The organism is Clostridium budayi (genome assembly GCF_055396605.1).
In genome coordinates, this window is the sequence record NZ_AP042456.1 from 1427800 (window position 1) to 1453678 (window position 25879).

Genomic DNA, 25879 nt, shown 5'->3' on the forward strand with positions numbered 1-25879 from the left:
AAATATATGGCAAAGAAACAATTTGTTATTATAGGACTTGGAAGATTTGGATCTTCTGTTGCTGAGACTTTATATGGACTTGGAAATGATGTTCTTGTTATAGATAAGGACGAAGATTTAATACAGGATATATCAGATAGCGTAACACATACAGTTCAAATGGATGCTACAGATGAAAATGCATTAAGAACATTAGGTCTTAGAAACTTTGATGTTGCTGTAGTAACTATAGGTTCAAATATACAAGCTAGTGTTATGGTAACTCTTTTAGTTAAAGAACTTGGCGTAAAATATATAATAGCAAAAGGTAATAGTGATTTACATGCTAAAGTTTTATACAAAATAGGAGCTGATAGAGTAATTCTTCCAGAAAAAGATATGGGAGTTAGAGTAGCTCATAATTTAGTTTCAGAAAGTATACTAGATTTTATAGAACTATCACCTGATTATAGCATTATGGAAATAGAGGCTCCAGAAGAGTGGAGAGGTAAATCTATTAGAGAACTTAAACTAAGAAGTAAGTATGGTATAAATGTTATGGCAATTAAAAAAGCAGATAGCATAAATTTATCACCACTTGCAGATGATACTGTAGATGCTAAAGATATATTAGTTGCAATTGGTTCTGCTGAAGATTTAAGTAAGCTTGAAGGAATGATAGTTAAATTAAGCTAACGGGGTGTAAACTTTGATTTATATAGAAAGTAAAGAAAATGCCTTATATAAGGAAACTAAAAAATTAAAAGATAGAAAAGGCAGAACAAAGCTTAAAAAATATTTAATTGAAGGTTTTAGATTAGTTGAAGAAGCGTTAAAAGCAAATGCTAAAATAGAAACTATATTTTTTGTAGAAAATGTCAATACTAAAACTGAAAGCTTAATAAAAGAATATAATTATAAGGGAAAATTATACGGAATAAATAAAAACTTATTTTTAGATATATGTAATACAGAAAACCCACAAGGTATATTAGCAGTTATAGAGATGGAAAGTGATTCTAATACTTTAGATGGTGAGTTCTATCTTTTATGTGACAAGGTTCAAGATCCAGGCAATCTTGGTACTATAATTAGAACTGCTCATGCTTCAGGGGTAGACGGTATTATATTAACAAAAGGTACTGTAGATATATATAATGATAAAACAATAAGATCTACTATGGGATCAATGTTTTATGTTCCAATAATTATTGATAATGATTTAAGTAAGCTTAAAAAGCTAAAAGAAGATGGTTTTTCTATAATTTCAACTTCACTTGAAGGATCTAAGGATTTCTTTGATGAAGATTTAACTGGAAAGACAGTTATGACTGTAGGTAACGAAGGTAATGGTGTATCAGATGAAGTGTATGAAATATCTGATAAAAAAGTTAAAATACCAATGCCAGGTGGTGCAGAATCACTAAATGTAGGTGTTGCTACATCAATTATTCTCTATGAGAGATTAAGACAAAAAATAAGCCTATTGAAATTTAAATAAAATATATGTATAATGATTAATATAATTTTAAATTAATATACTGTGATTGAGAGAGTAGGTATAATTAGCTTATTAAAGGGAGAAGTAATCATAGACTGAAAGTTACTTTATAAGTGTTATATTGAAGTTCACTCAGGAGTTCTAACTATGAAATTTTAGTAGTAGTTAGCGGGTAAAACCGTTAAATTTACGAGTTGGATTTAATACATTTTATTAAATCAATTAGGGTGGTAACGCGGATTATTCCGTCCCTTGTTTTAAGGGACGGTTTTTTTATGCAAAAAATTAATTTGGAATTGTTAGAGAAAGGAGACAATAAAATGCAAGAAAAACTTAAAAAGATTGAAGAATTAGCAATAAATGAAATAGAAAATGCTAAAACTTCTTCAGAAATTGAAGAAATAAGAGTAAAATACCTTGGTAAAAAGGGAGAACTTACAACAATACTAAGAGGTATGAAAGATGTTTCAAAAGAAGAAAGACCTCTAGTTGGTAAGATGGTTAATGAAGTTAAATCATTAGTTGAAGAACATATAGAAAAAGCATCAAAAGCTATAAAAAATAAAGAAAAGCTAGAAAAGTTAGAAAAAGAGGTAATAGATATATCATTACCAGGAAAGAGAAATAGAGTTGGAAAGAAACATCCACTATATTTAACTTTAGAAAATATGAAAAACATATTTGTTTCTATGGGCTTTACAATTGAAGAAGGACCTGAAATAGAACTTGATAGATATAATTTCGAAGCTTTAAATATACCAAAAGATCACCCAGCTAGAAGTGAACAAGATACTTTCTACATAAATGACAATCTTGTTTTAAGAACACAAACTTCACCAGTTCAAGTTAGAACAATGGAAAATCAAAAACCACCAATAAAGATGATTTCACCAGGAAAAGTTTATAGATCAGATGATGTTGATGCAACTCACTCACCTATATTCTATCAAATGGAAGGATTAGTTATTGATAAGGGGGTTACATTTGCAGATCTTAAAGGAACATTAGAATTATTTGCAAAGAAGATGTTTGGTAATTCAGTTAAAACTAAATTTAGACCACATCACTTCCCATTCACAGAACCTTCAGCAGAAATGGATGCAACTTGCTTCGTTTGTGGAGGTAAAGGATGTAAAGTATGCAAAGGAAGCGGTTGGATAGAAATCCTAGGTTGTGGTATGGTTCACCCACAAGTTCTTAGAAACTGTGGAATAGATCCAGAAGAATATTCAGGATTTGCTTTCGGATTCGGTGTTGATAGAATGGTAATGCTTAAATATGGTATTGATGATATAAGATTATTATATGAAAGTGACATGAGATTCTTAGATCAATTCTAAAATTCGATGATTTAATTTAGGAGGTAAGAAAATGAAAGTACCATATAGTTGGTTAAAAGATTATGTTGATATAAATGTTGGTGCACAAGAACTTGGAGATTTATTAACTCTTACAGGTTCAGCATTAGAAGGTGTAATAGTTCAAGGAGATAATATAAATAGAGTTGTAGTTTGTAAATTCTTATCAATAGAAAAACATCCAGATGCAGAAAAATTAAGCGTTTGTATGGTTGATATTGGAGAAGATGAACCACTTCAAATAGTTACTGCTGCAACAAATATGAAAGTTAATGATAAAGTGCCAGTAGCACTGCATAAATCAACTTTAGCAGATGGAACTGAAATTAAAAAAGGAAAGCTTAGAGGAGTAGTATCAAATGGTATGTTCTGTTCTGAAGCTGAACTTGGATTAAAGGGCGAAGATGAAGTAGATGGTTTAATGATACTTCCAGAAGATGCTCCAATTGGAGTAGAAATAAAAGAATACTTAGGCCTTAAGAAAGAAACTTTAGATTTTGATATAACATCAAACAGACCAGATTGCTTAAGTATGATTGGGATGGCAAGAGAAACAGCAGGTACATTAAAAACTACTTATAGAATGCCAAACATGGAGTATAAAGTTACTTCAGATAAAAACATAAATGATGAATTAACAGTAGAAGTTAATGATAAATTATGTAGAAGATATATGGCAAGAGGAGTAAAGAATTTACAAATTAAGCCATCACCACAATGGATGCAAGATAGACTTCTAGAAGCTGGTGTTAGACCAATCAACAATATAGTTGATATAACTAACTTTGTTATGCTTGAAACTGGAGAACCAATGCATGCCTTTGATAGAAGAGAAATAAAGTCTAACAAAATAGTAGTTGAAAGAGCAAATGGTAATGTTAAGTTTACAACATTAGACGAAGTAGGAAGAGAATTAGATAATTCAATACTTTGCATAAAAGATGATAAAGAAATAATAGCTCTTGCAGGAATAATGGGTGGATTAGATTCAGAAGTTAAGAATGATACTACTGAAATAATATTTGAATGTGCATCATTTGAAGGAACTAATATAAGAGTTAACTCAAAGAAACTTGGGATCAGAACTGAAAGCTCAACAAGATTTGAAAAAGATATAGATCCAAACTTAGCAGAAATTGCTTTAAATAGAGCTTGTGCACTTGTGTGTGAATTAGGTGCTGGAGATGTAATGGAAGGCACTATAGATATATATAATGAAGTTAAAGAAGAAGGAAGTATTGAAGTTTCTTCAAGCTGGATTAATAAGTTCCTTGGAACTAATATATTGGTAGAAGAAATGAAGGAATGCTTAGATTCAGTTGATTTAAAGACTGTTATAGATGGAGATACTTTAAAAATCACTATTCCAACATTTAGAATAGATATAGCTATAAAAGAAGATATTGCAGAAGAAGTTGCAAGAATTTATGGATATAATAATATAGAAGGTACTATATTTAAAGTTCAAACAGAAAGAGAACCTAAATATAGAAAAGAAATATTAGATGATAAAGTTGTTGAAATAATGACTGCAAGTGGATTAAATCAATCTATAAGCTACTCATTTATATCAAGAAAAGCTTTCGATAAAATAGGATTAGAGGAAGATAGTGATCTTAGAAAAGTTGTTACTATTAAGAATCCATTAGGAGAAGACTATAGTGTAATGAGAACTACAACAATAGCTTCAATGATGGAATCTTTAGCTAGAAACTATACAAGAAATAATAGTGAAGCTTATCTTTTCGAAATTGGAAAAGTTTATATTCCATCAGAAGATGAAACAGAACTTCCAGTTGAAAAGAATATATTAACTATTGGAATGTATGGAGATGTTGACTACTTAAATCTTAAAGGTGTAGTTGAAAATTTAATTGAAGGTTTAGGTGTTAAAGGTGTTAAATTCCAAAGAGAAAGCGAAAATGTAAGCTTCCATCCTGGAAAGACAGCTAAGCTTATAGTTGGAAGAAAGACATACGCTGGAGTATTTGGTGAAGTTCATCCAGATTTAAATGAAAACTTTGGAATAGATGTACCATGCTATATAGCTGAAATAGATTTAGATGCTGTATATGATAATGCTGAACTTGAAAGAAAATATAAAATGCTTCCAAAATTCCCTGCAGTAACTAGAGATATTGCACTTTTAGTTGATGATAGTATATTAGTTCAAGATATTGAAGATTCAATAAGAAGAGCTGGTGGAAACTTAGTTGAAAAAGTTGAACTTTTCGATATCTATAAGGGAGAACAAATACCAGAAGGTAAAAAGAGTATAGCATATGCTATAGTTTATAGAAATGAAAATAAAACTTTAACTGATAAAGAAGTAAATAAAGTTCATGATAAAATATTAAGAGCTCTTGAACATAAATTAGGTGCAGAAGTAAGATAATTATAAATATAGGGAGAATACAATTGTTTGTATTCTCTCTTTTGTTATATAAGTTTAAATTTAATATAAAACATATACTCTAATTTTATCTAAATAGTTAAAAAAATATCAAAAAAGTTAATAAAGTGTGATAATTGTCACGGAATTTACCTTTATATTGTTATATATTTAACAAGAAGACGGGATGATTTAAGGAGAGCAAATTATGTTTAAGGATGAAGTACAAGCTGTCGTAAAGGCAGGACAAAGCAAGGTTTCTTTACTAAGAAACAACAAAGTGGGATATATGGTTAGTAGTATTTTAGCTGGACTATATATAGGATTGGGTATAATGTTAATATTTTCAATTGGAGGGATTTTAACAAGCTCAGGTTCAGGAAATGCTAAAATTATGATGGGAGCATCTTTTGGAGTTGCACTTAGCTTAGTTATATTTGCAGGAGCAGAACTTTTTACTGGAAATAACTTTGTTATGGCAGTTTCTTCACTAGATGGAAAAGTATCATGGATTGATACGTTAAAAATATGGATAGCAGCATTTATAGGTAATTTAATTGGATCTTTATTAGGGGCAGGGGCTTTCGTTGTTGCAGGACTTGCAAATGGATCTGTTGGAGAATTCATAGCAAAGACAAGCGTAGCTAAAATGTCAGCTGGAGTACCAGAATTATTTATGAGAGGTGTATTATGTAATATACTTGTTTGCTTAGCTGTATGGTGCTCTATAAAGCTTAAAAGCGAAATAGGAAAGCTTGTTATGGTATTTTGGTGTTTATATGTATTTATAACAGCAGGATTTGAACATAGCGTTGCAAACATGACATTACTTGCAATTGGATTATTTTCATCACATAGTGCAGCAATTACTGTTTCAGGATTTATTTATAACATAGGTATAGTTACTTTAGGAAATATAGTAGGCGGAGTCTTACTTGCGGTATCATATCATATAATTAGTAGAAATAAAGAAAAATAATATAAATTTAGAAAAATCCTCGGATGAGGATTTTTTTGTTATTAAAAATTAATTATCTTTTCACTTTACATAATTGTGCATTTTATGAATATCCCATATAATTAATATATAAGGAATTTTTATAATTTAAGAGGTGGATTAAGATGGTAAAAGTCACAGTTAATATAAATGGGGTAGATTATAATCTGAGAGGTAAAGAAAGCGAAGAATATTTAAAAGATATAGCTTCTTATGTAGATGAGAGAATAAAAGAAGTACTTGGTAAGAATCCAGTTCTTAGTATTTCACAAGCATCAGTTTTAGCAGCTGTAAATATTACGGACGAACTATATAAAACAGATTCTGAAATAAGGAATATTGTAGGTCTTAAAAATAATTTAGAAAAAGAAAAAGCAACTCTTTTTAAGACGATAGAAGATTTAAAGAAAGATATTTTATCATTAAAAGAAGAAAATATAAATTTAAAAGAAGGAAAAGATAATAAAATAAAAGGTTTAAAAGAAGATAGGGAAAAGTTCTTAAAAGAAATAGAAGAAATTAAGAAAGAAAGAGAAACTTTAAAAAATAATGTAAGTTCATTTTTAACTACAGTTAAGGAAAAAGAAGCGGAAATTTCAAGATTAAAAGAAGAGAATAGAAAAATTAAAGAAAAAAATAATAATATTCAAAATGAGAATAATAAAAATAATAAAGATATAATTAAATTACAAGAAGAATTAAGAAAAAAAGAAAGTGTACTTACAAAAGAAATAAATGAATTACAAAAAAAGAATATAAATAGCAATAAAGAAGTTGAAAATGCTCTATTTAAAAATAAAATATTAGCTAAAGAAATTGAAGAAGGAAAGAAAAATATAAATGAAGCTTTAAAAGAAATAGAGAAGATAAAAAATAGAAAGAACTCTCTTGAAGTTGAAATGGACATGCTTAGAGGTAAAAATAAAGAGCTTAAAGATGAAATAAGTAAAAAAGATTGTTTAATAGAAGAATATGAAGCTAAGTATGGTAAAACTAAGGATCAGTTAGATAAAACTTTAGAAAATTTAAATAAAGTGCAAAATGAGTATGAAAAAGCTACTTATTTAGTAAAAGAAGAAAAACTTCAAACTGAAAAGAATGAAAAGGCATTAGAAGAAATGTCAATTGAAATAAAAGAATTAGAAGATAAAATTAAAGAAAAGAGTAATAACATAGAAGAAAAAATAAAGGATATAGAAACTCTTAAAGATAAGCTTAAAAAAGCAGAATCTGATAAAAAAATTATTTTAGAGGCAGGAAAGAGCACAAGATTAGCGCTTCAAACTAGCAAGTATAAAGTTTTAGATTTAGAGAAAAAATTAATTGATGCAAATATAGAACTTACAAAAGTAAAAGCAAAAAGTGAACCTGTATTATTAAAAAAGAATAAATAAAAGATAAAGTACTTGGGATATATTAATCCCCAGTACTTTATTTTTAAGTTGTAATAAGGTAAACTAAAGTAATGTAGAAAAACAAATGGTTAAAATTTTAGGAGAGATGTAGATGGAAAGAATCGAAGTACTAGCGCCAGCTGGAAGCATGGAAAGTCTTTATGCAGCTATAAATAATGGTGCAGATGCAATATATTTAGGTGGAGATAAGTTTTCAGCAAGAGCTTATGCTTCAAATTTTGATAATGAAAATATGAAAAAAGCTATAGATTATGCACATAGTTATGGAGTTAAGGTTTATGTAACAATGAATACACTCTTAAAGGAAGATGAGCTTCCTAAAGCTTTAAAATATGCCGGATATCTTTATGAAATAGGAGTAGATGCACTTATAATACAAGATATGGGGCTTTTTAAGGGAATAAAAGAGATGTATAGTGATTTTGAAATGCACGCGTCAACACAAATGACTATACATAACGGTGAAGGTGCAATTTATTTTAAAGAAAAAGGATTTCATAGAATTGTTTTATCAAGAGAATTAACTTTTGAAGAAATTAAATATATTTCAAAAGACCTTAAAATAGAAACTGAAATGTTTGTTCATGGAGCATTATGTGTTTGCTATTCAGGACAATGTCTTATGAGTTCTATGATAGGTGGAAGAAGTGGTAATAGAGGAAGATGTGCTCAACCTTGCAGAATGGAGTATACTTTATTATCAGAAAATAGTGGAGAGAAAAAAGGATATCTTTTATCTCCAAAGGATATTTGTACTATAGAAGATGTTAAAAGTATTATAGATAGTGGAACATATTCATTAAAAATAGAAGGAAGAATGAAAAGACCAGAATATGTAGCTGGAGTTGTTAGAAACTATAGAAAAGCAGTAGATAAGGAATTATTTAATAAAGACTTTGATGTTAAAAAAGGAAAAGATGAACTTCTTCAATTATTTAATAGAGGAGGATTTTCTAAAGCTTATTTAAAGAAAAATGTAGGAAAAGACATGATGAGCTTTTCATTTCCTAAAAACACAGGAGTGCCACTTGGAAAGGTATTAGATAATGGGGAAATGATATTAGAAAGAGATTTAGCACTTGGAGACGGAGTTAGAGTGTTAGATGGAGGATTTACTGCAAGTAAAATACTAAAAGGCAAAAATGAAGTTTCTAAAGCATCTAAAGGTGATAGAGTTAAAGTTTTCCCAACTAATTATAAAAAAGGTGACTATTTATATAAAATGTCAGATAAAAAGTTAACAGAAGAATTAAGCCTTGGAATAAAACCTTATGGAAGAAAAATTCCTCTTAAAGGATATTTAAATTTTAAGGTTAATGAAGAAATAACACTTGGAACACTTTTCTTAGATGAATATTATGAAGTAAAGGGAAGCTTAGTACAAGAAGCAACAAATAGACCTCTTGATAAAGAAAGAATTTTAAAATCTTTATTTAAATCAGGAGATTATCCATATAAATTTAATGATATAGAATTTATAAATTTTGAAAATGGATTTATGAGAGTTGGAGAACTTAATGAACTTAGAAGAGAGTTATTTGAAAAAATAGTAAAAGGTGTATGTTCAAAGTATCGAAGAAAAAGATTTGGAAATGAAAAGTTACAAAATAAGAATGAATATAATAAACAAGCTTTAAATATTCCTTATTTACCTAAAGTAATTTTAAAAGAACAGTTTGATGAGATAAAAGATAAATTTGATTTTATAGCAGTTGATATATTTAATAGACATAAAAATAGTATAAGAATTAATGATTTAAAAGAATATAGTAATGTATGCGATAACTTAATACTTAAAATACCTGAAATTATAAAAGGAGAATTTAATTCAGTTTGTAATATTATAGATAAGAGCCTTCCTTATATTAAAGGATTATTAACAGCAAATATAGGAATAATAAATAAATATAAAGATAAACTTCTTATCTTTGGTGATTATAAACTAAATGTATTTAATAAAGAAGCTTTAAATTTCTATAAAGAAGATATAGATTTAATAAGTATAAGTGAAGAACTTAATAGAAAAGAGCTTAAAGCTACATTAAAAGGATATGTGGGTAATACAAGTAAGCTTATTTATGGTAAGCCAGAACTTATGATAAGTGAATACTGCCCAATTGGTAGTACATTTGGTGGAAAATCATGTACTAAAGATTGTAACAATGCATGCGAAAAAGATGTATTTACTCTTGTAGATAGAATGAATGAAAGATTTAATGTTTTAACAGATATATTCTGTAGAAGTCATATATTAAATCCTGTAGCAATAAATCTATTTGAAGAAATAGAAGATTTAAGAGAAATGGGAATAAGCACTTTAAGATTAGATTTTACAGATGAAACTAGAGAAGAAGTTAAAAGGGTTTTAAATGAATTAAATAAATCATCAGATATAGATAATAAAAACTATACTAAAGGACATTATAGAAGAGGTGTAGAATAAAAAATGAATGAAAGAACGTTTAGAGTTTTAGAATTTCAAAAAGTTAAAGATGAAATAAAGAGATTTTCTAAAACAAATGGTGGAAAAAAGCTTATAGATAAATTAACTCCTTTAGAAACTAAATATGAAATGGAAATGGCACTTAAGGAAACTAAAGAAGCTTTAGATATATTAGTAGCGAAAGGTGCACCTCCATTTGAAGGATTACACGATGTAAATGAAGGAATTGAAAGAGCAGGTAAAGGTGGAGTTTTATCTTGCGAGCAATTACTTAATATAGGAAGTATGCTTAGATGCGCTAGAAGATTTAAAAAATATATGGAAAGAGAAGAAGAGGAGACAGCATATCCTATAATTGAAGATTTAGCATATATTTTAGAACCATTAAAGGGTTTAGAAGAAGAAATTGAAAGATCTATAATTTCTGAAGAAGAAGTAAGTGATAGAGCATCTTCTACTTTAAGAAGTATAAGAAGAAGTTTAAAAGAAAAAAATTCATCTGTTAGAGAAAAGATAAATAGCATAGTTAGAAGTTATTCTAAGTATTTACAAGAAAATCTATATACAATGAGAGGAGAGAGATATGTTTTACCTGTAAAGGTTGAGTATAAAGGTCAAGTTCCTGGAATTGTTCATGACCAAAGTTCAACTGGTGCAACTTTATTTATAGAGCCTATGGGTCTTGTAAATTTAAATAATGAAATAAAAGAACTTATGCTAAAGGAAAAGGCGGAAATTGAAAGAATACTAGCAGAACTTTCAAAGAAAGTTAGTTCAAATGTAGATGTATGTAAAAGTAACAATAAAATTTTAACAGAACTAGATTTTATATTCTCAAAAGGAGCGTATGCATCACACATAGATGGAACTTATCCATCTGTTAGTGATGATGGAAGATTTGATATTATATCAGCAAGACATCCTTTGATAGATAGAAAAACAGTTATAGCATCAGATATATATTTAAAAGAAGGCTATAATTGTATTATGATAACAGGACCTAACACGGGTGGTAAAACTGTTACTTTAAAAACTGTTGGTATAATTCATTTAATGGGTATGTGCGGTCTTTTAATACCTGCAAATGATGGTTCGAAAATAGCATTTTATAATGAAATTTTTGCAGATATAGGTGATGAGCAAAGTATAGAACAGTCTCTTTCAACTTTCTCATCTCATATGACTAATATAGTTAGCATTATGGAAGAGGCAACAGCAAATTCTTTAGTATTATTTGATGAATTAGGGGCTGGAACTGATCCAACAGAAGGTGCAGCACTTGCAGCATCTATAATAAACACATTAAAAGATAGAGGTACAAAGATAGTTTTAACAACTCACTATAGTGAACTTAAAGGATATGCACTTAGAACAGAAGATGTTGAAAATGCATCTGTTGAATTTGATGTTGAAACTTTAAGACCAACATATAGACTTTTAATTGGAGTACCAGGTAAATCAAATGCATTTGAAATTTCTAGAAGACTAGGACTTAAAGATGAAATAATAAAAGGCGCTAAAGAATTTATCAATGAAGATAATCTTAAGTTTGAAGACCTTATAAGAGAATTACAAGAAAAGAGTATAAAAGCTAATAAAGATGCGAGAGAAGCTTTAAATGAGAAACAAGAAGCTTTAAAACTTAGAGAAAAGTACGAAGAAAAAGTAAAAAAATTAGATAAAGCTAGAGATAAAGCTTATATGGATGCTAGAAGAGAAGCTAAGGATATAATAGCTAGAGCAAAAGATGAAGCTGATGAAATATTAAAAGCCATGAGAGAACTTGAAAAGATGGGAATTGAAGGTGGCGGAAGAAGTAGACTTGAAGAAGAAAGAAGAAAGCTTAAAGAAAGTCTAGAGAAGAAAGAAAACTCTCTATATAAACAAAAAGAAGAAAAGGGAGAAAAATTAAAAGATATTACTTTAGGAATGGAAGCATACCTTCCTTCATTAAATCAAAATGTTATAATTGTATCGCTTCCTGACAATAAAGGTGAAGTTCAAGTTGAAGCTGGAATAATGAAAATAAGTGTTAAAGCTAAAGATTTAAGAGCTACATCAAATACAACTTCTAAACCTAAAATTAAGAAAAAGAGAGAAGTTAAACTTAATTTAAGTAATATAGAAAGTAGAATTGACTTAAGAGGATTAGATGCAGAAGAAGCTTGCTTTAGAACAGATAAGTATTTAGATGATGCTTATATGGCAAATCTTTCTGAGGTTACTGTAGTTCATGGAAAAGGAACTGGTGTACTTAGAAAAGCAATAAATGATATGTTAAAAAGACATCCTCACGTTAAAAATTATAGACTTGGAGTTTATGGTGAAGGTGGAGATGGTGTAACTATAGTGACATTAAAATAGTTTTTAACAGTGTATATTTTAAAATATACACTGTTAATCTTTAATTCTTTTTAATTTTAATTGTTTACATTAAGTGTTTTTAAAAAATTCAAGAAAAATTCTTTATTTTTTGCTTTTTGTAACTTATAATTAAAATATATTTTTTATATTAATCTGGGAAATAGAAACGGGAGAGATAGAATGATACAAGAAGATTCATACATACTAGTAATGGGAGCATCAATAGTTGATATACTTGGATTCAGTAGAAATACGTATAAGGAAATGGATTCAAATCCAGGAAATATTAAAATTTCACTTGGTGGAGTTTGTAGAAATATATCAGAAAATCTTGCTAGAGTTGGAGTTAATACAAAGTTTATATCAACAATTGGAGATGACGAAAATGGTAGAAACATACTAGCACATTCAGCAATGATTGGATATGATATGGAAGAGTCATTAATACTTGAAGGTGGATGTACACCAACATACATGGCAATATTAGATCACACAGGTGAAATGGTATCAGCAGTAGTTGATATGGAAAGTTTAGATGAAATGGATACAGATTTCATAGATTCTAAAAAAGAAGTTATTGAAAATTCAGAGTATACTATATTAGATGCGGATAATGGAGAGCTTTTAGAGTACATACTTACAAAATACGCTGGGAAAACAAAGTTTATTTTAGATCCAGTATCAGCTGCAAAAGCAGAAAAGATAAAGCATTTAATAAAATATTTCCATACTATAAAACCAAATAGGTATGAAGCAGAAATACTTTGTGGATTTAAAATAAAGACAAGAGAAGATTTAGATAGAGCTGGTGAATTCTTCTTATCACAAGGTGTTCAGAACATATTTATAAGCTTAGATGAAGATGGAATATACTATGCTAATAAAAATGAAAGTGGTCAAATAAAGGCTAAAAATGTTAAAGTTAAAAATACTACAGGTGCAGGTGATTCATTTGTAGCAGGTGTTGGATATGGATATATGAATAATCTTACAATAAAAGATACTGTTAAGTATGCAATTGCTATGTCAGCTATAACTATATATCATGAAGATACAATAAATCCTAAAATGAGCGAAGAATACGTAGAAGTATATTTAAATAAATTAGAGTGGGAAGAAAATACATATTAATAATAAAGCAGTCATTACATTTAATCGTGTTTATGGCTGCTATTTTATATTAAAAAAAGAAAGTGAGGTAAGTTTATGATAATTATTAGCGCATGTTTATGTGGATGCAACTGCAAATATAATGGAAAGAATAATGAAAATGAAGAGTGTGTTAATTTATTTAAAAAAGGGAAAGCTGTTTTGATATGTCCAGAACAATTAGGGGGAATGACAACTCCAAGACCTCCATCTGAAGTAAAAAAGATAGATGGAAAAGAATATGTTTTTTCAAATAAAAATGAAGATGTAACTAACTATTTTAAAAAAGGGGCTAAAGAATCTTTAAATATTGCAAAACTAGTGGATGCAAAGGTTGCTATACTTAAAAATGGTAGTCCATCTTGTGGAAGTACTCTTATATATAATGGTAATTTTGAAAATAAAAAAATAAAAGGCGAAGGATTTACTGCTAAAATTTTAAGAGAAAATGGAATAAAAGTTTATAGTGAAGAGGATATTAACGAAGAATTTCTTCTGAAACTTTAAAAAAGAAGAATTAAAATAGTTTTAAAAATAGGTTGCTTAAAGTTTAAGTAGCCTATTTTTTATATTAAATTTTGCAAATGTGAATAAAAATTCTCAAATTTAGCCATACTTAAAAAAGAGTATTGTATTAAAGCGAGGAGGATTCGTATGGGCGAATTAAAAATAAAAGAAAGAAATAAAGTAAATCATGGTGGAAGAAAAGCTAGAGCTAAGGGGTTAGTACCGGGAGTACTTTATGGTAAAAATATTAATAATTTTATGTTTGAGATTTCTTCATTAGAACTTGATAGAGAAGTATGTAATGTTGGAGAACACGGCATTTTAAATGTAGAATTTAATGGAGACTCTAAGCAAGTATTAATAAAAGAAGTTCAAAGAGAACCTGTAAATCATGAAATAATTCATATTGATTTAGAGATGATAGCTAAAGGAGAAAAAATAGAGACAGAAGTTCCAATACAATATATAGGCGAAAAGTTATTAACTAAAAAAGGTGCAGTACTTCAAAAAGAAAAAGATTCTGTTAAAGTAAGTTGTGACTCTGCTTCATTACCTAAATCAGTAAAACTTGATGTATCAAGAGGAATTAATGGTTCAGTATATAGATTAGATGATATAGAAGTAGCTAGCGAGATATCAATATTAGAAGATTTAAATTCTGTAGTTGCATCAATATCAAACGAAAAGAAATTAGTAGCAGAATTAGTTGAACAGGAATTAGCACCAGTTCAAAAAATAACTAAAGATAAATATACAAAAAATGATTAATGAGGTCAAAAGGAAATTTAGAGAATTCTAAATTTCCTTTTGTTTTTTTGTTTCAAATTGTAATAAATTAAATATAAGAAAAGTTTGAATTTTTTACCTTATGATGTATAATATATCTGTAGTAAATAAAGGAGGGATATCGATGAATTACAGTGAAAAGTATAAACATTGGTTAGAATCAGATATAATTAATGAAGAAACAAAGAATGAATTAAGAAATATAAAAGATGATAAGGAAATTGAAGATAGATTTTATAAAGATCTTGAATTTGGTACAGGCGGACTTAGAGGAATAATAGGTGCTGGAACAAATAGAATGAATATATATACAGTATCTAAAGCAACACAAGGTTTTGCTAATTATTTAAACGAAGCATTTGAAAATCCTTCAGTTGCAATAGCTTACGATTCAAGAAATATGTCAAAAGAATTTGCAAAGGCAACAGCTTTAACATTAGCTGCAAATAATATAAAGGTTTACTTATATGAAGGACTAAGACCAACACCGGTTCTTTCATTTACAGTTAGACATTTAAATTGTACTGGTGGAGTAGTTATAACAGCTTCACATAATCCTAAAGAATATAATGGATACAAAGTATACGATGAGTTTGGAGGACAAGTAACAGACTTAAAAGCTAAAAAAATCATTGATTTTGTAAATAATATAAACGATTTCGCAGAAATAAAAAATATAACTGAAGAAGAAGCCATAGAAAAAGGATTACTTAACTATATAGGTGAAGATGTTGATAAAGCTTACATTGAAAAAGTTAAAGGGCTTACTATAAGAGAAGATTTAGTTAAAGATAGTGCAAAGGATTTAAAAATTATATATACTCCAATACATGGATCAGGAAACATTCCAGTTAGAAGAGTTTTAAATGAACTTGGGTATGAAAAATTAACTGTTGTAAAAGAACAAGAACTTCCAAATGGAAACTTCCCAACAGCTCCATATCCAAATCCAGAAGATCCTAGAGTATTTGAAATTGCTTTAAATATGGCTAAGGAAGAAAATCCAGATATTATATTTGGAACAGACCCAGACTGTGATAGAATTGGTGTAGTTGTTAAAGATTCAGATGGAGAGTATAAAGTACTTACTGGAAATCAGACAGGATTATTATTAACTGATTATATATTATGCTCATTAAAAGAAACAGGAAAGTTACCTGAAAATGGAGTTGTTATAAAGACAATAGTAACAACTGAAGGTGCAAGAGAAATAGCTAATCACTACGGTGTAGAAATCATGGATGTATTAACTGGATTTAAATATATTGGAGAAAAGATAAGAGAATTTAAAGAAAGCAATGAAAAAACATATCTTTTCGGATTTGAAGAAAGTTATGGATACTTAGCTGGAGACTTTGTTCGTGATAAAGATGCTGTTATAGCAAGTATGTTAATATCAGAAATGACTTTATACTACAAGAAAAAAGGTCTTAGCTTAGCAGAAGGATTAAATGCTTTATATGAAAAGTTTGGATTCTTTAAAGAAGAATTAGTTTCAATAGAGTTAAAAGGAAAAGAAGGCCAAGAAAAAATTGCATCTTGTATAGATTCATTAAGAAATGCCGCTATAACTGAAATAGGAAATGTTAAAGTAAGAATTAAATTAGACTATAAATTAAGCACAGAAGAAAATTTAATAGAAAATACTAAAACAAATATTGAATTACCTAAGTCAAATGTGTTAAAATTTATACTTGAAAATGGTTCATCATTTGTTGTAAGACCTTCAGGAACTGAACCTAAAATGAAAGTCTACCTTGCAGTAAAAGGAAGCAGTTTAGATGGCGCTATAAATGATATGAAAGTATTTAAAGAAAATGTAATGGAATTAATTGAAAGCAAATTAAATTAATTTTATTTATTGATGCTACCATCTCTAAGATGGTAGCAATTATTTTTTTACAGGCGGTGAAAATAAATTGGATTACAAAGCATTATTTAAAGAAAAACTAAGTAAGCTATTATTTTTAGAAATTGATAAAGAAGGATTCAAGAAAGTAGTTAATATTCCTGAGTATATTAATTTTAATAGCAAAGACTTATATATACCAATAAGCTCAGAATATATAACAAGCAATATAGGAGATAAAGTTAAAATAGAAAATTTGCCTATTTACTACTTTATTGAAGGAATGCTTTTAACATTAGGAGCAGATAAAGATATAAGTTATAGTGAAGACTATAAACTTTTATTAATGCAAATTCCTCAAAGTGAAGAATGCGGAAAAAGTCTAGTTGCAGAAAGAGTAAAAGAAGATAGACTTGAAGATGCATATTTAATATTAAAGGGACTATTACAAGTAAATGAAGATGAAGAGTATATGAAAAAGTTACTTTTAATTGGAATATCATTAAGAGAAAAAGATAGTTCTTTTGAGGAAATATTACTTGAAGACATTGAAGAAGCTAAGAAAATGTTTAGCAATATGAAAGAGCCATATCTTTATAAAGGAATAATCTTAAAAGATAAGTTAGATTATGCAGGCGCTAAAGTTGAAATTAATGAGTATTTAAGAAGAGGTGGAGAACAAACTCCAGAAATAGAAATGCTTATGAATGATATAGAAAATGTAACAACTTACGAAAAAGCTATATCATTAATTGAAGAAGCACCAGAAAAGTCTATAGGAATGTTCCTATCATTATTAGAACATTTTGAAGAAAATCCTCTTATATATTATTACTTAGGTGTTTGCTATAGAAGAATTAAGCAATATGAAAAAGCTATATATTATTTACTTGAAAGCTTAAGAATAGAAAGTGGAATACTTGAAGTAGTTAATGAGCTTGGATTAAATTATGCATGTATCGGTGACTATGAAGAAGCTATAAAATATTTTAAGAAAGCATTTGAAGCTTCAAGAGAAGTTGAAATATGTACTAACATAATAATGTGTTACTTAAATACTGGTAACTTAAAAGATGCTAAATTACATCTTGAAATTGCTAAAAAACTTGATAAAGATGATGAAATAGTTAAGAAAATAGAAAAAGTAATAGAAAAAAGAGAAGGCAAATAAAAATCATATATAATAGGAATACTAATCATATATTTTGTGGTTAGGAGTGATTTTTATGGACTTTTATGATGTAATAAAGAAAAGGCAAAGTATTTCTAAGTATAAAGGCGAAGATGTTTATAAAGAAAGTATAATGAAGATGATAGACTCTGCAATGAGAGCTCCTTCATGGAAAAATAAATCATCCTTTAAAATAATAATTGTTGAAGATAAAAAAATAAAAGAAAATGTTGCAAATTCAATAATGAATGATGATGATAAAGCAAAGCTTGCAGTTCTTGAAGCTCCAATTGTAGTTATTATATGTGCAGAGCCATATAATAGTTATAATACTGATGGAAAAAGCTTTTATTTAATAGATGGTGCTATTGCTATGGAACATTTTATATTAGCTGCAACAGCTGAAGGGTATGGAACTATGTGGATAGGTTCTTTAAATGAAGAAAAAATAAAAGAAACTTTAAAAATACCAGATAATATAAAAGTAGTTGGAATTACTCCACTTGGCGTTCCTGCAGAAATAAAGGAACATAATCCTAAAAAAGATATTGATGAATATGTATTTTTAAATGAATATGATACCCCATATATAGATAAAAATAAATGATAGGCTTAAAACTTTAAGCCTATCATTTATTTTGTAGAAGTAAGAAATATATAATGATATAATCATATATAATAAGTTTAGGAGTGATTTTATGAATTTTAAAGAATATAAAATTGAAGGATTTTTAGAAGATTTAGCATCAAGTTCCCCAGCACCAGGTGGGGGAAGCACAGCATCTCTTATTGCTGCTATATCTGGATGTTTAAATAATATGGTTTATTCATTAACTATAGGGAAAAAGGCTTTTGAAAAGTTAAATAATACTGAAAAAGAAAAAATGATATCATTAGAAAAAGAATGCAAAACATTTATTGAAAAATGCATGGAGTTAATGGAAGAAGATAGATCTTCATTTAACAAATTAATGGATTGTTATAAGCTTCCTAAAACTAATGAAGAAGAAATTATCTTTAGAAAATCAGAAATAAAAAATAAAACTTATGAAGCTATGATGGCACCTTTAAATGTTACAAGAGAATGCTTTAAGTTTTATGATAATATAGAATTTGCAGTAGAGTTTGGAAATAGTATGCTAATTTCAGATGCAGGAGTATCTGCAAGTCTTTTAAATGCAGCTATAGAAAGTTCTATAATAAATGTTAAAGTAAACTTAAATTCATTAAGAGACGAAATATATGCAAAAGAAATAGAAGATGAAATTAAATTTATAATGAAAGAATCATTAAAAAGAAAGAATTCAATTTTAGAAAAGGTTAATAAATGTATATATAAATAATATTAATACATAAAAAAAGTGCAAGTTAACTTGCACTTTTTATTATCATTTCTTCTGGTAGTTCATCTAAAGATTTAAATTCATACCCTTCATCTTTTAAAGAAGTTAAAACTTCTTTTAGTATTTTTGTGTTAGTATCTGAGACTGCATGTAATAATAATATTCCTCCAGGGTGAGCTCCATTTTTGATTTTTTCTATTCCATAGCTTTCAGATGGTTGATTATCAACTAACCAATCTCTATAAGCGAAGCTCCAGAAAATGCTCTTATAACCAAGCTCATCGGTCATTTTTAAAGAGTTCTCTGAATATTTTCCCATTGGTGGTCTAAAGTATTTTGGCATATCACTTCCGATTAATTCTTTATAAGCATCTTCTACATCTGTAAATTCTTTTTTAAATTTATCTTTATTAGTAATTGAAGCCATTGATGGATGAGTAGATGAATGATTACAAACTAAGTGTCCTTCTTTAACCATACGCTTTACTGTTTCAGGATGAGAAGTAATGTAAGGTTTAACAACGAAAAAAGCAGCTTTTACATTAACCTCTTTTAAAATATCCAAAATAGCTTCAGTATTTCCTTTTTCATAACCTTCGTCAAATGTTAAATAAAGTTCTTTTTTAGATGTATCACCAACGTAAAATGATTTTGTATCTTTTAAAAAGCTTGCTGATTCTTTTGGTGCCTCTGGTGTTATTCCTTTTCCTCTAAAGACAAAGTACCAGTTTAATTCATTTGAACTATTTAAGTTTGTGGCAAATGCAGTAATACCAAATAAAAAAATAATACATAAAGATAAAAGGATTGGTTTAAAATATTTTTTCTTCATAATAAAACCTCCTAAAATTCTTTCTTAAATTAGTATTAGTTTTAAGGAACAAAATAAACATGGTAATATTTAAATAGTACTTTTTAATAAGTTGAAAATTATGTATATGTAGAGTATAATCTATTAGTATAGTTTAAAATGAGAAAGGAATGTACATAATGAAGTTAGGAATCGTAGGTTTACCAAACGTAGGTAAGAGTACTTTATTTAATGCAATAACAAAAGCTGGAGCTGAATCAGCAAACTATCCTTTTTGTACGATAGAACCAAATGTAGGTGTAGTTAGCGTTCCAGATAAGAGATTAGATGTATTAGAAAAAATGTATAACACTAAGAAAAAAGTGTATACTTCAATAGAATTTTATGATATAGCAGGACTTGTAAAAGGAGCTTCAAAAGGTGAAGGTCTTGGTAATAAGTTCTTATCACACATAAGAGAAGTTGCTGCAATAGTTCACGTTGTAAGATGCTTTGATGACGGAAATGTAGTTCACGTTGAAGGTTCTGTAGATCCTATAAGAGATATAGAAACAATAAACTTAGAACTTATATTCTCAGACCTTGAAGTTTTAGAAAGAAGATTAGAAAAATCAGTTAAACTTGCAAGATCAGGAGATAAAAAAGCTAAAGCTGAATACGAAACAATGCTTAAAGTTAAAGCACACTTAGAAAATAACTTACCAGTCAGAACATTAGAAGCTACAGAAGAAGAAAAAGAATTTATAAAGAGTCTTTTCTTAATAACATCAAAGCCTGTTTTATATGCATGTAACGTTTCAGAAGATGATGTTGTAAGTGGTAATACTCATAATGATTACGTTAAAAAGGTTGAAGAATATGCAAAGGCTGAAAATGCTGGTATAGTAATAGTAAGTGCTAAAATAGAAGAAGAATTATCAGGTCTTGAAGATGATGAAAAAGAAGAAATGCTTGGAGAGTATGGATTAACTGAATCAGGTCTTGATAAGCTTATAAGAGAAGGATATAAATTATTAGGTCTTATAAGTTACTTAACAGCTGGTGTTCAAGAAGTAAGAGCTTGGACTATAAAGAATGGAACAAAAGCACCACAAGCTGCAGGTAAGATTCACTCAGATATAGAAAGAGGATTCATAAGAGCAGAAGTTGTAGGATATGATGATTTAGTAGAATGCGGATCAGAAGCAGCTGCTAAAGAAAAAGGTGTTTATAGATTAGAAGGAAAAGAATACGTTATGAAAGATGGAGATGTAGTTAATTTCAGATTTAACGTATAGAATAAAAAAGTGGAGGATTTCCTCCACTTTTTTTATTTTTAATAATTCATATGGAATTAAAATGGTCTAAAAGCATGCTTATATTTTACATTAAATATAAAATATACAATTAACTTTATATAAGAATAAATATTTTACATAAGAATTTTTAAAAAGTCAAATAAATTTAAGAAAAAGGCCCATGAAAAAAGAGGAATTTAATAATAATTATAGAATAGTATAAATAAGTGGTTAAAAGTGGTGAATAGTGGTTGAAAGTAGAGAAAAATAACTGTAAAGTATAATAGGGGAGAAAAAGAATGTTTATAGGTGAATATCATCATGCATTAGACAGTAAAAACAGAATGATTGTTCCATCAAAACTAAGAGAAGGTTTTAATGGAAAGTTTGTTATTACAAAAGGATTAGATGGTTGCTTATATGCATACCCTATGGAAGAATGGAAGGTTTTAGAGGGAAAAATGAAAACACTACCACTTACTAACAAAGATGCTAGAGCTTTTGTAAGATTCTTTTTTTCAGGTGCTTGTGAAGTGGAATTAGATAAACAAGGAAGAGGGCTGATTCCACAAAATTTAAAAGAATATGCTGGAATAGAAAAGGAAATAGTAAGTATAGGAGTATTAAGCAGAGTAGAAATATGGAGCAGGGAAAAATGGGAAGAATATAATAACTCAAATATTGATTTTGAATCAATTGCAGAAAATATGAGCGATTTAGGAATTTAACAAGAGGAGAAAAAATTATGGAATTTAAACATGTTTCAGTACTTTTAAATGAATGCTTAGAGGGATTAGACATAAAAGAAAACGGAAAATATGTAGATTGTACTTTAGGCGGAGCAGGTCATTCAAGTGAAATAATAAAAAGACTTTCAAAAGAAGGGCTTTTAATTGGAATAGACCAAGATAAAGATGCTTTAAAAGCAGCAGGAAAGAGACTAGAAAAGTATGACAATAAAATATTAGTACATAACAACTTCTATAATATTGGAGAAATAATAGAAAGTTTAGAAGTTGGTAAAGTGGATGGGATTTTAATGGATCTTGGCGTTTCATCATATCAATTAGATGAAGGAGAAAGAGGTTTTAGTTATATGAAAGATGCACCTCTTGATATGAGAATGAATAGGGATAATGATTTCTCAGCATATGATGTTGTTAATGGATATAGTGAAGCGGAATTATTCAAGATTATAAAAGATTATGGAGAAGAAAAGTTTGCAAAAAGGATTGCTAATTTTATAGTAAATAGAAGAGAAGAAAAGCCTATAGAAACTACTTTAGAATTAGTTGACATAATAAAAAGTGCAATACCTGCAAAGGCAAGAAGAGAAGGACCACATCCTGCAAAGAGAACTTTCCAAGCAATTAGAATAGAAGTAAATGGAGAACTTAGAATACTTAATAAGGCTATTGAAGATGGGGTAAGTAAATTAAATAAAGGTGGAAGAATGGCAATAATAACTTTCCACTCATTAGAAGATAGAATAGTTAAATTAAAGTTTAGGGATTTAGCTAATCCTTGTACTTGCCCAAAGGAATTTCCAGTATGTATATGTGGAAAAGAGCCTTTAGTAAAGCTTGTTAAAAGAAAAGCAATAGAGCCAACTAAAGAGGAAGTTTTAGAAAACCCAAGAAGCAGAAGTGCAAAGCTTAGAATAATAGAAAGAATATAATTTTTTGAAATGATGTTATAAATATAAGGGGATGTGAATAAAGTGATAGTAAAGGAATTTAATTATGTAAAAGGTAATACAGCTGTTAAACCTGAAAGAAAATATGATGATATAAAAAGAGATAAACGTTATAAAGATTTAGAAAAGGCTAAAAAAAGAAGAAATAAACTAGCTAAAGAACAAAAAATAAAAAAGAAAACTGCAGCACTACAAATTGCATTAGTTATATTCATACTAGGGGTTGGAACAATATGGAGAGATACTAAAGTGTACAATTTACAGTCTCAAATTGGTGGGTTAAATGATGAGATAAAAACTGTTAATGCTGAAAATGAAGCTTTAAAGGTAGACTTATTAAAAAATTCATCATTAAAAAACATAGAAGCTAATGCTAAAAGTAAGTTAGGAATGATTACTCCAGTTGATGCTGAAAAAGTAGATGTAGATTTATCTAAAAATTATTTAGAAGGTGCAGAAAATAATGGGGTAGAAGAAACTGAAAGTAACAATAATGGATTACTTTCAAAAATAATGGATGTGCTTAAATAATAAGGCACATCCTAAATGTTTTTAAGCAATTATACGGAGGAGTTAGTGTGAGAAAAAAAAGCTTTATAGATAAGGCATTATCAAAAAAAAGAATGCGCTTAGTAATTATTGGATTAACTTTTGTTTTGGCAGTCTTAGCTGTAAGATTATCTTACATAATGATTGTTAAAAGACAAGAATATGCAGCAAGAGCAGAAGAACAATGGACTAGTGAAGTTAAAATTGATGCAAGAAGAGGAAGGATACTAGATAGAAATGGAAACGAACTTGCTGTTTCTGCAAATGTGTATAGAGTAGACTTTGACTTAAATTCAATAAGAGCGTACTTAAAAAATTCTGATAAGAAGACAAATAAAGAAGATAAAACATATGAAGATATAGCACCTAAAATTGCAGATGCTGTAGGAATGAAAAAAGAGGATGTGTTAAAAAAGCTTGAAACAAAACTTCCAAGTGGAGCAGACGCAGGTTCTGCAACATTAGTTAGAAGAATTGAAAAAGAACAAGCAGATAAAGTTAAAGCGTTAAAAATAAGTGGGGTAATAGTTTCTCCAGATACTAAGAGATATTATCCAAATAATAATTTTGCAGCTCATCTTTTAGGAAGTACAAATATTGATGGACAAGGGCTTACAGGGGTAGAACTTCAATATAATAAAGATCTTTCAGGAGTTCCAGGAATGAGAATTGCTGAACTTGATAGTAAAAGTAATGACCTGCCATATACAATTTCTAAATTCGTACAACCTATACAAGGTAAAGATGTAACTTTAACTATTGATGAACATATACAATTCTTTGCAGAAAAAGCAGCAGAACAGGCTCTTAAAGATAATAAAGCTAAAGCAGCATCAGTTCTTGTTATGGATCCAAAAACAGGTGAAATATTAGCTATGGCAAATAAGCCAGATTTTAATCCAAATGATCCATTTAAAGGCGCTGATGAATTTAGTGGTAAAACAGAATATGATAAAGTTCAAAAGATGTGGAGAAATAGATTGGTTAATGATACTTTTGAACCAGGTTCTATATTTAAAGTTATAACTTCTATTGCGGCTATGGAAGAAGGAATAGTTAAACCAACTGATACATTCGTTTGTAATGGATCATTAAAGTTTGGTAATAGTAAGCCAATAAGATGTTGGAAAACTAGTGGACATGGTACATTAACATTCCCTGAAATAATTCAAAATTCATGTAATGTTGGATTTATGAAACTTGGAGAAAAAATAGGTAAAGATAAGTTATATGAATATATAAATAAATTTGGATTTGGTAAAAAGAGTGGAATAGATTTGCCAGGTGAAGCTAATGGTATAATAAAGAATCCAAAAAATATTTCAGTTACAGATCTTGCAACAATTTCATTTGGTCAAACTAATACAGTAAACTCAGTACAATTTATGGCAGCATTTAATGCAGTTGCAAATGGAGGAACTTTAATTCAACCTCATGTAATGAAAGAAGTAACTCACAAAGATGATAGTGGAGTTAGTGTAATAGATAGAAAATTTGAACCTACAGAAAAAACAGTAGCAAGTAAAGAAAAAACAGCAGAGCTTAGACAATATTTAGAGAAGGTTGTTACAGCAGGATCAGCTAAAGGAACATTTATAGAAGGTTATCATATAGGTGGTAAAACAGGAACAGCCCAAAAGGTTAATCCTGAAAATGGAACATATGAATCAAATAAATATATTTCATCATTTGTAGGTATGGCACCTGTAAGTGACCCTAAAGTAACTGTTATGGTAACAATAGATGAACCAAGTAATGGTCAATATTATGCAGGGGTAGTTACATCACCTATTGCTAAAATCTTATTTACAGACATATTCAATTATTTAGAAAGTGATTTCTCTAAAGAAAATGATTCTGCAATAATAAGAGATACAATTATTCCAGAAATCAGAGGAAAAAATATAGAAGAAGCTAAAAAGATTTTAAAAGAAGCAAAATTAGATTATAATATAGAAGGAAACGGGAATACTGTAGAAAGTATTAAACCATATCCAGGCTATTCAGTTAAAGAAGGAACAAAGATTAATCTATATACTGAAGGTTCCGATGCAAGTAAACAGGCAATAGTTATGCCTGACCTTAGTGGATATTCAAAAGAATCTGCGGAAAGTTTATTAAAGAGTCTAGGACTTAGTGTTAAATTTGAAGGTACTGGTAAAGTAAAATCACAAAGTGTACCAAGTGGAGAGCTTATAACTAAGGGAACTAATATTAAGTTGACCTTAAATTCAGATTATAAAGATTAATAGTTTAATTGTTATAGCATGTAAGGTTTTAAAACCTTACATG

General features: G+C 28.6%; 21 protein-coding genes and 1 other annotated feature. Of the genes, 20 read left to right on the plus strand and 1 reads right to left on the minus strand.

Annotated elements, in window-relative coordinates:
* Positions 1-6: 6 nt before the first annotated feature.
* From ACZ5TJ_RS06695 to ACZ5TJ_RS06765, 15 genes are all read left to right on the plus strand, one after another.
* Positions 7-675 (plus strand): potassium channel family protein, encoded by a 669-nt coding sequence (locus ACZ5TJ_RS06695; protein WP_464202151.1) that lies wholly within the window; start codon positions 7-9, stop codon positions 673-675.
* A 13-nt stretch (positions 676-688) separates the two neighbouring features.
* Positions 689-1480 carry a TrmH family RNA methyltransferase gene (locus ACZ5TJ_RS06700; RefSeq protein WP_464202152.1) on the plus strand — a complete coding sequence of 264 codons (792 nt, stop codon included), beginning with the start codon at positions 689-691 and terminating at the stop codon, positions 1478-1480.
* 33 nt (positions 1481-1513) lie between these two features.
* Positions 1514-1736, plus strand: a binding site (T-box leader).
* Between the two features lie 64 nt (positions 1737-1800).
* The gene (gene pheS, locus ACZ5TJ_RS06705; RefSeq protein ID WP_055206302.1) at positions 1801-2820 is read left to right on the plus strand and encodes a phenylalanine--tRNA ligase subunit alpha; all 1020 of its coding nucleotides are present in this window, start codon (positions 1801-1803) and stop codon (positions 2818-2820) included.
* A 31-nt stretch (positions 2821-2851) separates the two neighbouring features.
* Positions 2852-5233: a phenylalanine--tRNA ligase subunit beta gene (gene pheT / locus ACZ5TJ_RS06710; protein WP_464202154.1), complete on the plus strand. Its 2382-nt coding sequence runs from the start codon at positions 2852-2854 to the stop codon at positions 5231-5233.
* A 205-nt stretch (positions 5234-5438) separates the two neighbouring features.
* The gene (locus ACZ5TJ_RS06715; RefSeq protein WP_464202156.1) at positions 5439-6209 is read left to right on the plus strand and encodes a formate/nitrite transporter family protein; all 771 of its coding nucleotides are present in this window, start codon (positions 5439-5441) and stop codon (positions 6207-6209) included.
* A 143-nt stretch (positions 6210-6352) separates the two neighbouring features.
* Positions 6353-7621 carry a cell division protein ZapA gene (locus ACZ5TJ_RS06720; RefSeq protein ID WP_464202157.1) on the plus strand — a complete coding sequence of 423 codons (1269 nt, stop codon included), beginning with the start codon at positions 6353-6355 and terminating at the stop codon, positions 7619-7621.
* A gap of 112 nt (positions 7622-7733) precedes the next feature.
* Positions 7734-10085, plus strand: coding sequence for a U32 family peptidase (locus tag ACZ5TJ_RS06725; RefSeq protein ID WP_464202159.1), 2352 nt, complete (start codon positions 7734-7736; stop codon positions 10083-10085).
* A 3-nt stretch (positions 10086-10088) separates the two neighbouring features.
* On the plus strand, positions 10089-12449 hold the full coding sequence (locus ACZ5TJ_RS06730; RefSeq protein WP_464202161.1) for an endonuclease MutS2: 2361 nt from the start codon (positions 10089-10091) through the stop codon (positions 12447-12449).
* 180 nt (positions 12450-12629) lie between these two features.
* Positions 12630-13580, plus strand: a complete 951-nt coding sequence (locus tag ACZ5TJ_RS06735; RefSeq protein ID WP_464202162.1) for a carbohydrate kinase family protein — start codon at positions 12630-12632, stop codon at positions 13578-13580.
* Positions 13581-13655: 75 nt separating this feature from the next.
* Complete coding sequence (locus ACZ5TJ_RS06740) at positions 13656-14105, plus strand: 2-thiouracil desulfurase family protein (RefSeq protein ID WP_464202163.1); 450 nt, start codon at positions 13656-13658, stop codon at positions 14103-14105.
* 147 nt (positions 14106-14252) lie between these two features.
* Entirely contained in the window at positions 14253-14873 is a 621-nt protein-coding gene (locus ACZ5TJ_RS06745; RefSeq protein ID WP_045725608.1) for a 50S ribosomal protein L25, read from the plus strand.
* Between the two features lie 142 nt (positions 14874-15015).
* Positions 15016-16743 (plus strand): phospho-sugar mutase, encoded by a 1728-nt coding sequence (locus tag ACZ5TJ_RS06750; RefSeq protein ID WP_464202165.1) that lies wholly within the window; start codon positions 15016-15018, stop codon positions 16741-16743.
* A 67-nt stretch (positions 16744-16810) separates the two neighbouring features.
* Positions 16811-17911 carry a tetratricopeptide repeat protein gene (locus ACZ5TJ_RS06755; RefSeq protein ID WP_055206322.1) on the plus strand — a complete coding sequence of 367 codons (1101 nt, stop codon included), beginning with the start codon at positions 16811-16813 and terminating at the stop codon, positions 17909-17911.
* A 55-nt stretch (positions 17912-17966) separates the two neighbouring features.
* Positions 17967-18518, plus strand: coding sequence for a nitroreductase family protein (locus tag ACZ5TJ_RS06760; protein ID WP_464202168.1), 552 nt, complete (start codon positions 17967-17969; stop codon positions 18516-18518).
* A gap of 91 nt (positions 18519-18609) precedes the next feature.
* On the plus strand, positions 18610-19254 hold the full coding sequence (locus ACZ5TJ_RS06765; RefSeq protein ID WP_464202170.1) for a cyclodeaminase/cyclohydrolase family protein: 645 nt from the start codon (positions 18610-18612) through the stop codon (positions 19252-19254).
* Positions 19255-19279: 25 nt separating this feature from the next.
* Here the strand turns inward: ACZ5TJ_RS06765 and pdaA are convergent, their stop codons facing one another.
* The gene (gene pdaA / locus ACZ5TJ_RS06770; RefSeq protein ID WP_464202171.1) at positions 19280-20086 is read right to left on the minus strand and encodes a delta-lactam-biosynthetic de-N-acetylase; all 807 of its coding nucleotides are present in this window, start codon (positions 20084-20086) and stop codon (positions 19280-19282) included.
* 158 nt (positions 20087-20244) lie between these two features.
* Here pdaA and ychF point away from each other — a divergent pair, with 158 nt between their 5' ends.
* From ychF to ACZ5TJ_RS06795, 5 genes are all read left to right on the plus strand, one after another.
* A complete protein-coding gene (gene ychF / locus ACZ5TJ_RS06775) occupies positions 20245-21342 on the plus strand; it encodes a redox-regulated ATPase YchF (protein ID WP_464202172.1) in 1098 nt (365 codons plus the stop codon).
* 299 nt (positions 21343-21641) lie between these two features.
* Complete coding sequence (gene mraZ / locus ACZ5TJ_RS06780) at positions 21642-22070, plus strand: division/cell wall cluster transcriptional repressor MraZ (protein WP_039316189.1); 429 nt, start codon at positions 21642-21644, stop codon at positions 22068-22070.
* Between the two features lie 17 nt (positions 22071-22087).
* A complete protein-coding gene (rsmH, locus tag ACZ5TJ_RS06785) occupies positions 22088-23020 on the plus strand; it encodes a 16S rRNA (cytosine(1402)-N(4))-methyltransferase RsmH (protein ID WP_039316186.1) in 933 nt (310 codons plus the stop codon).
* A 42-nt stretch (positions 23021-23062) separates the two neighbouring features.
* Entirely contained in the window at positions 23063-23569 is a 507-nt protein-coding gene (locus ACZ5TJ_RS06790; protein WP_464202173.1) for an FtsB/FtsL family cell division protein, read from the plus strand.
* A gap of 47 nt (positions 23570-23616) precedes the next feature.
* Positions 23617-25836: a stage V sporulation protein D gene (locus tag ACZ5TJ_RS06795; RefSeq protein WP_464202174.1), complete on the plus strand. Its 2220-nt coding sequence runs from the start codon at positions 23617-23619 to the stop codon at positions 25834-25836.
* The last annotated feature ends 43 nt before the right edge of the window (positions 25837-25879 follow it).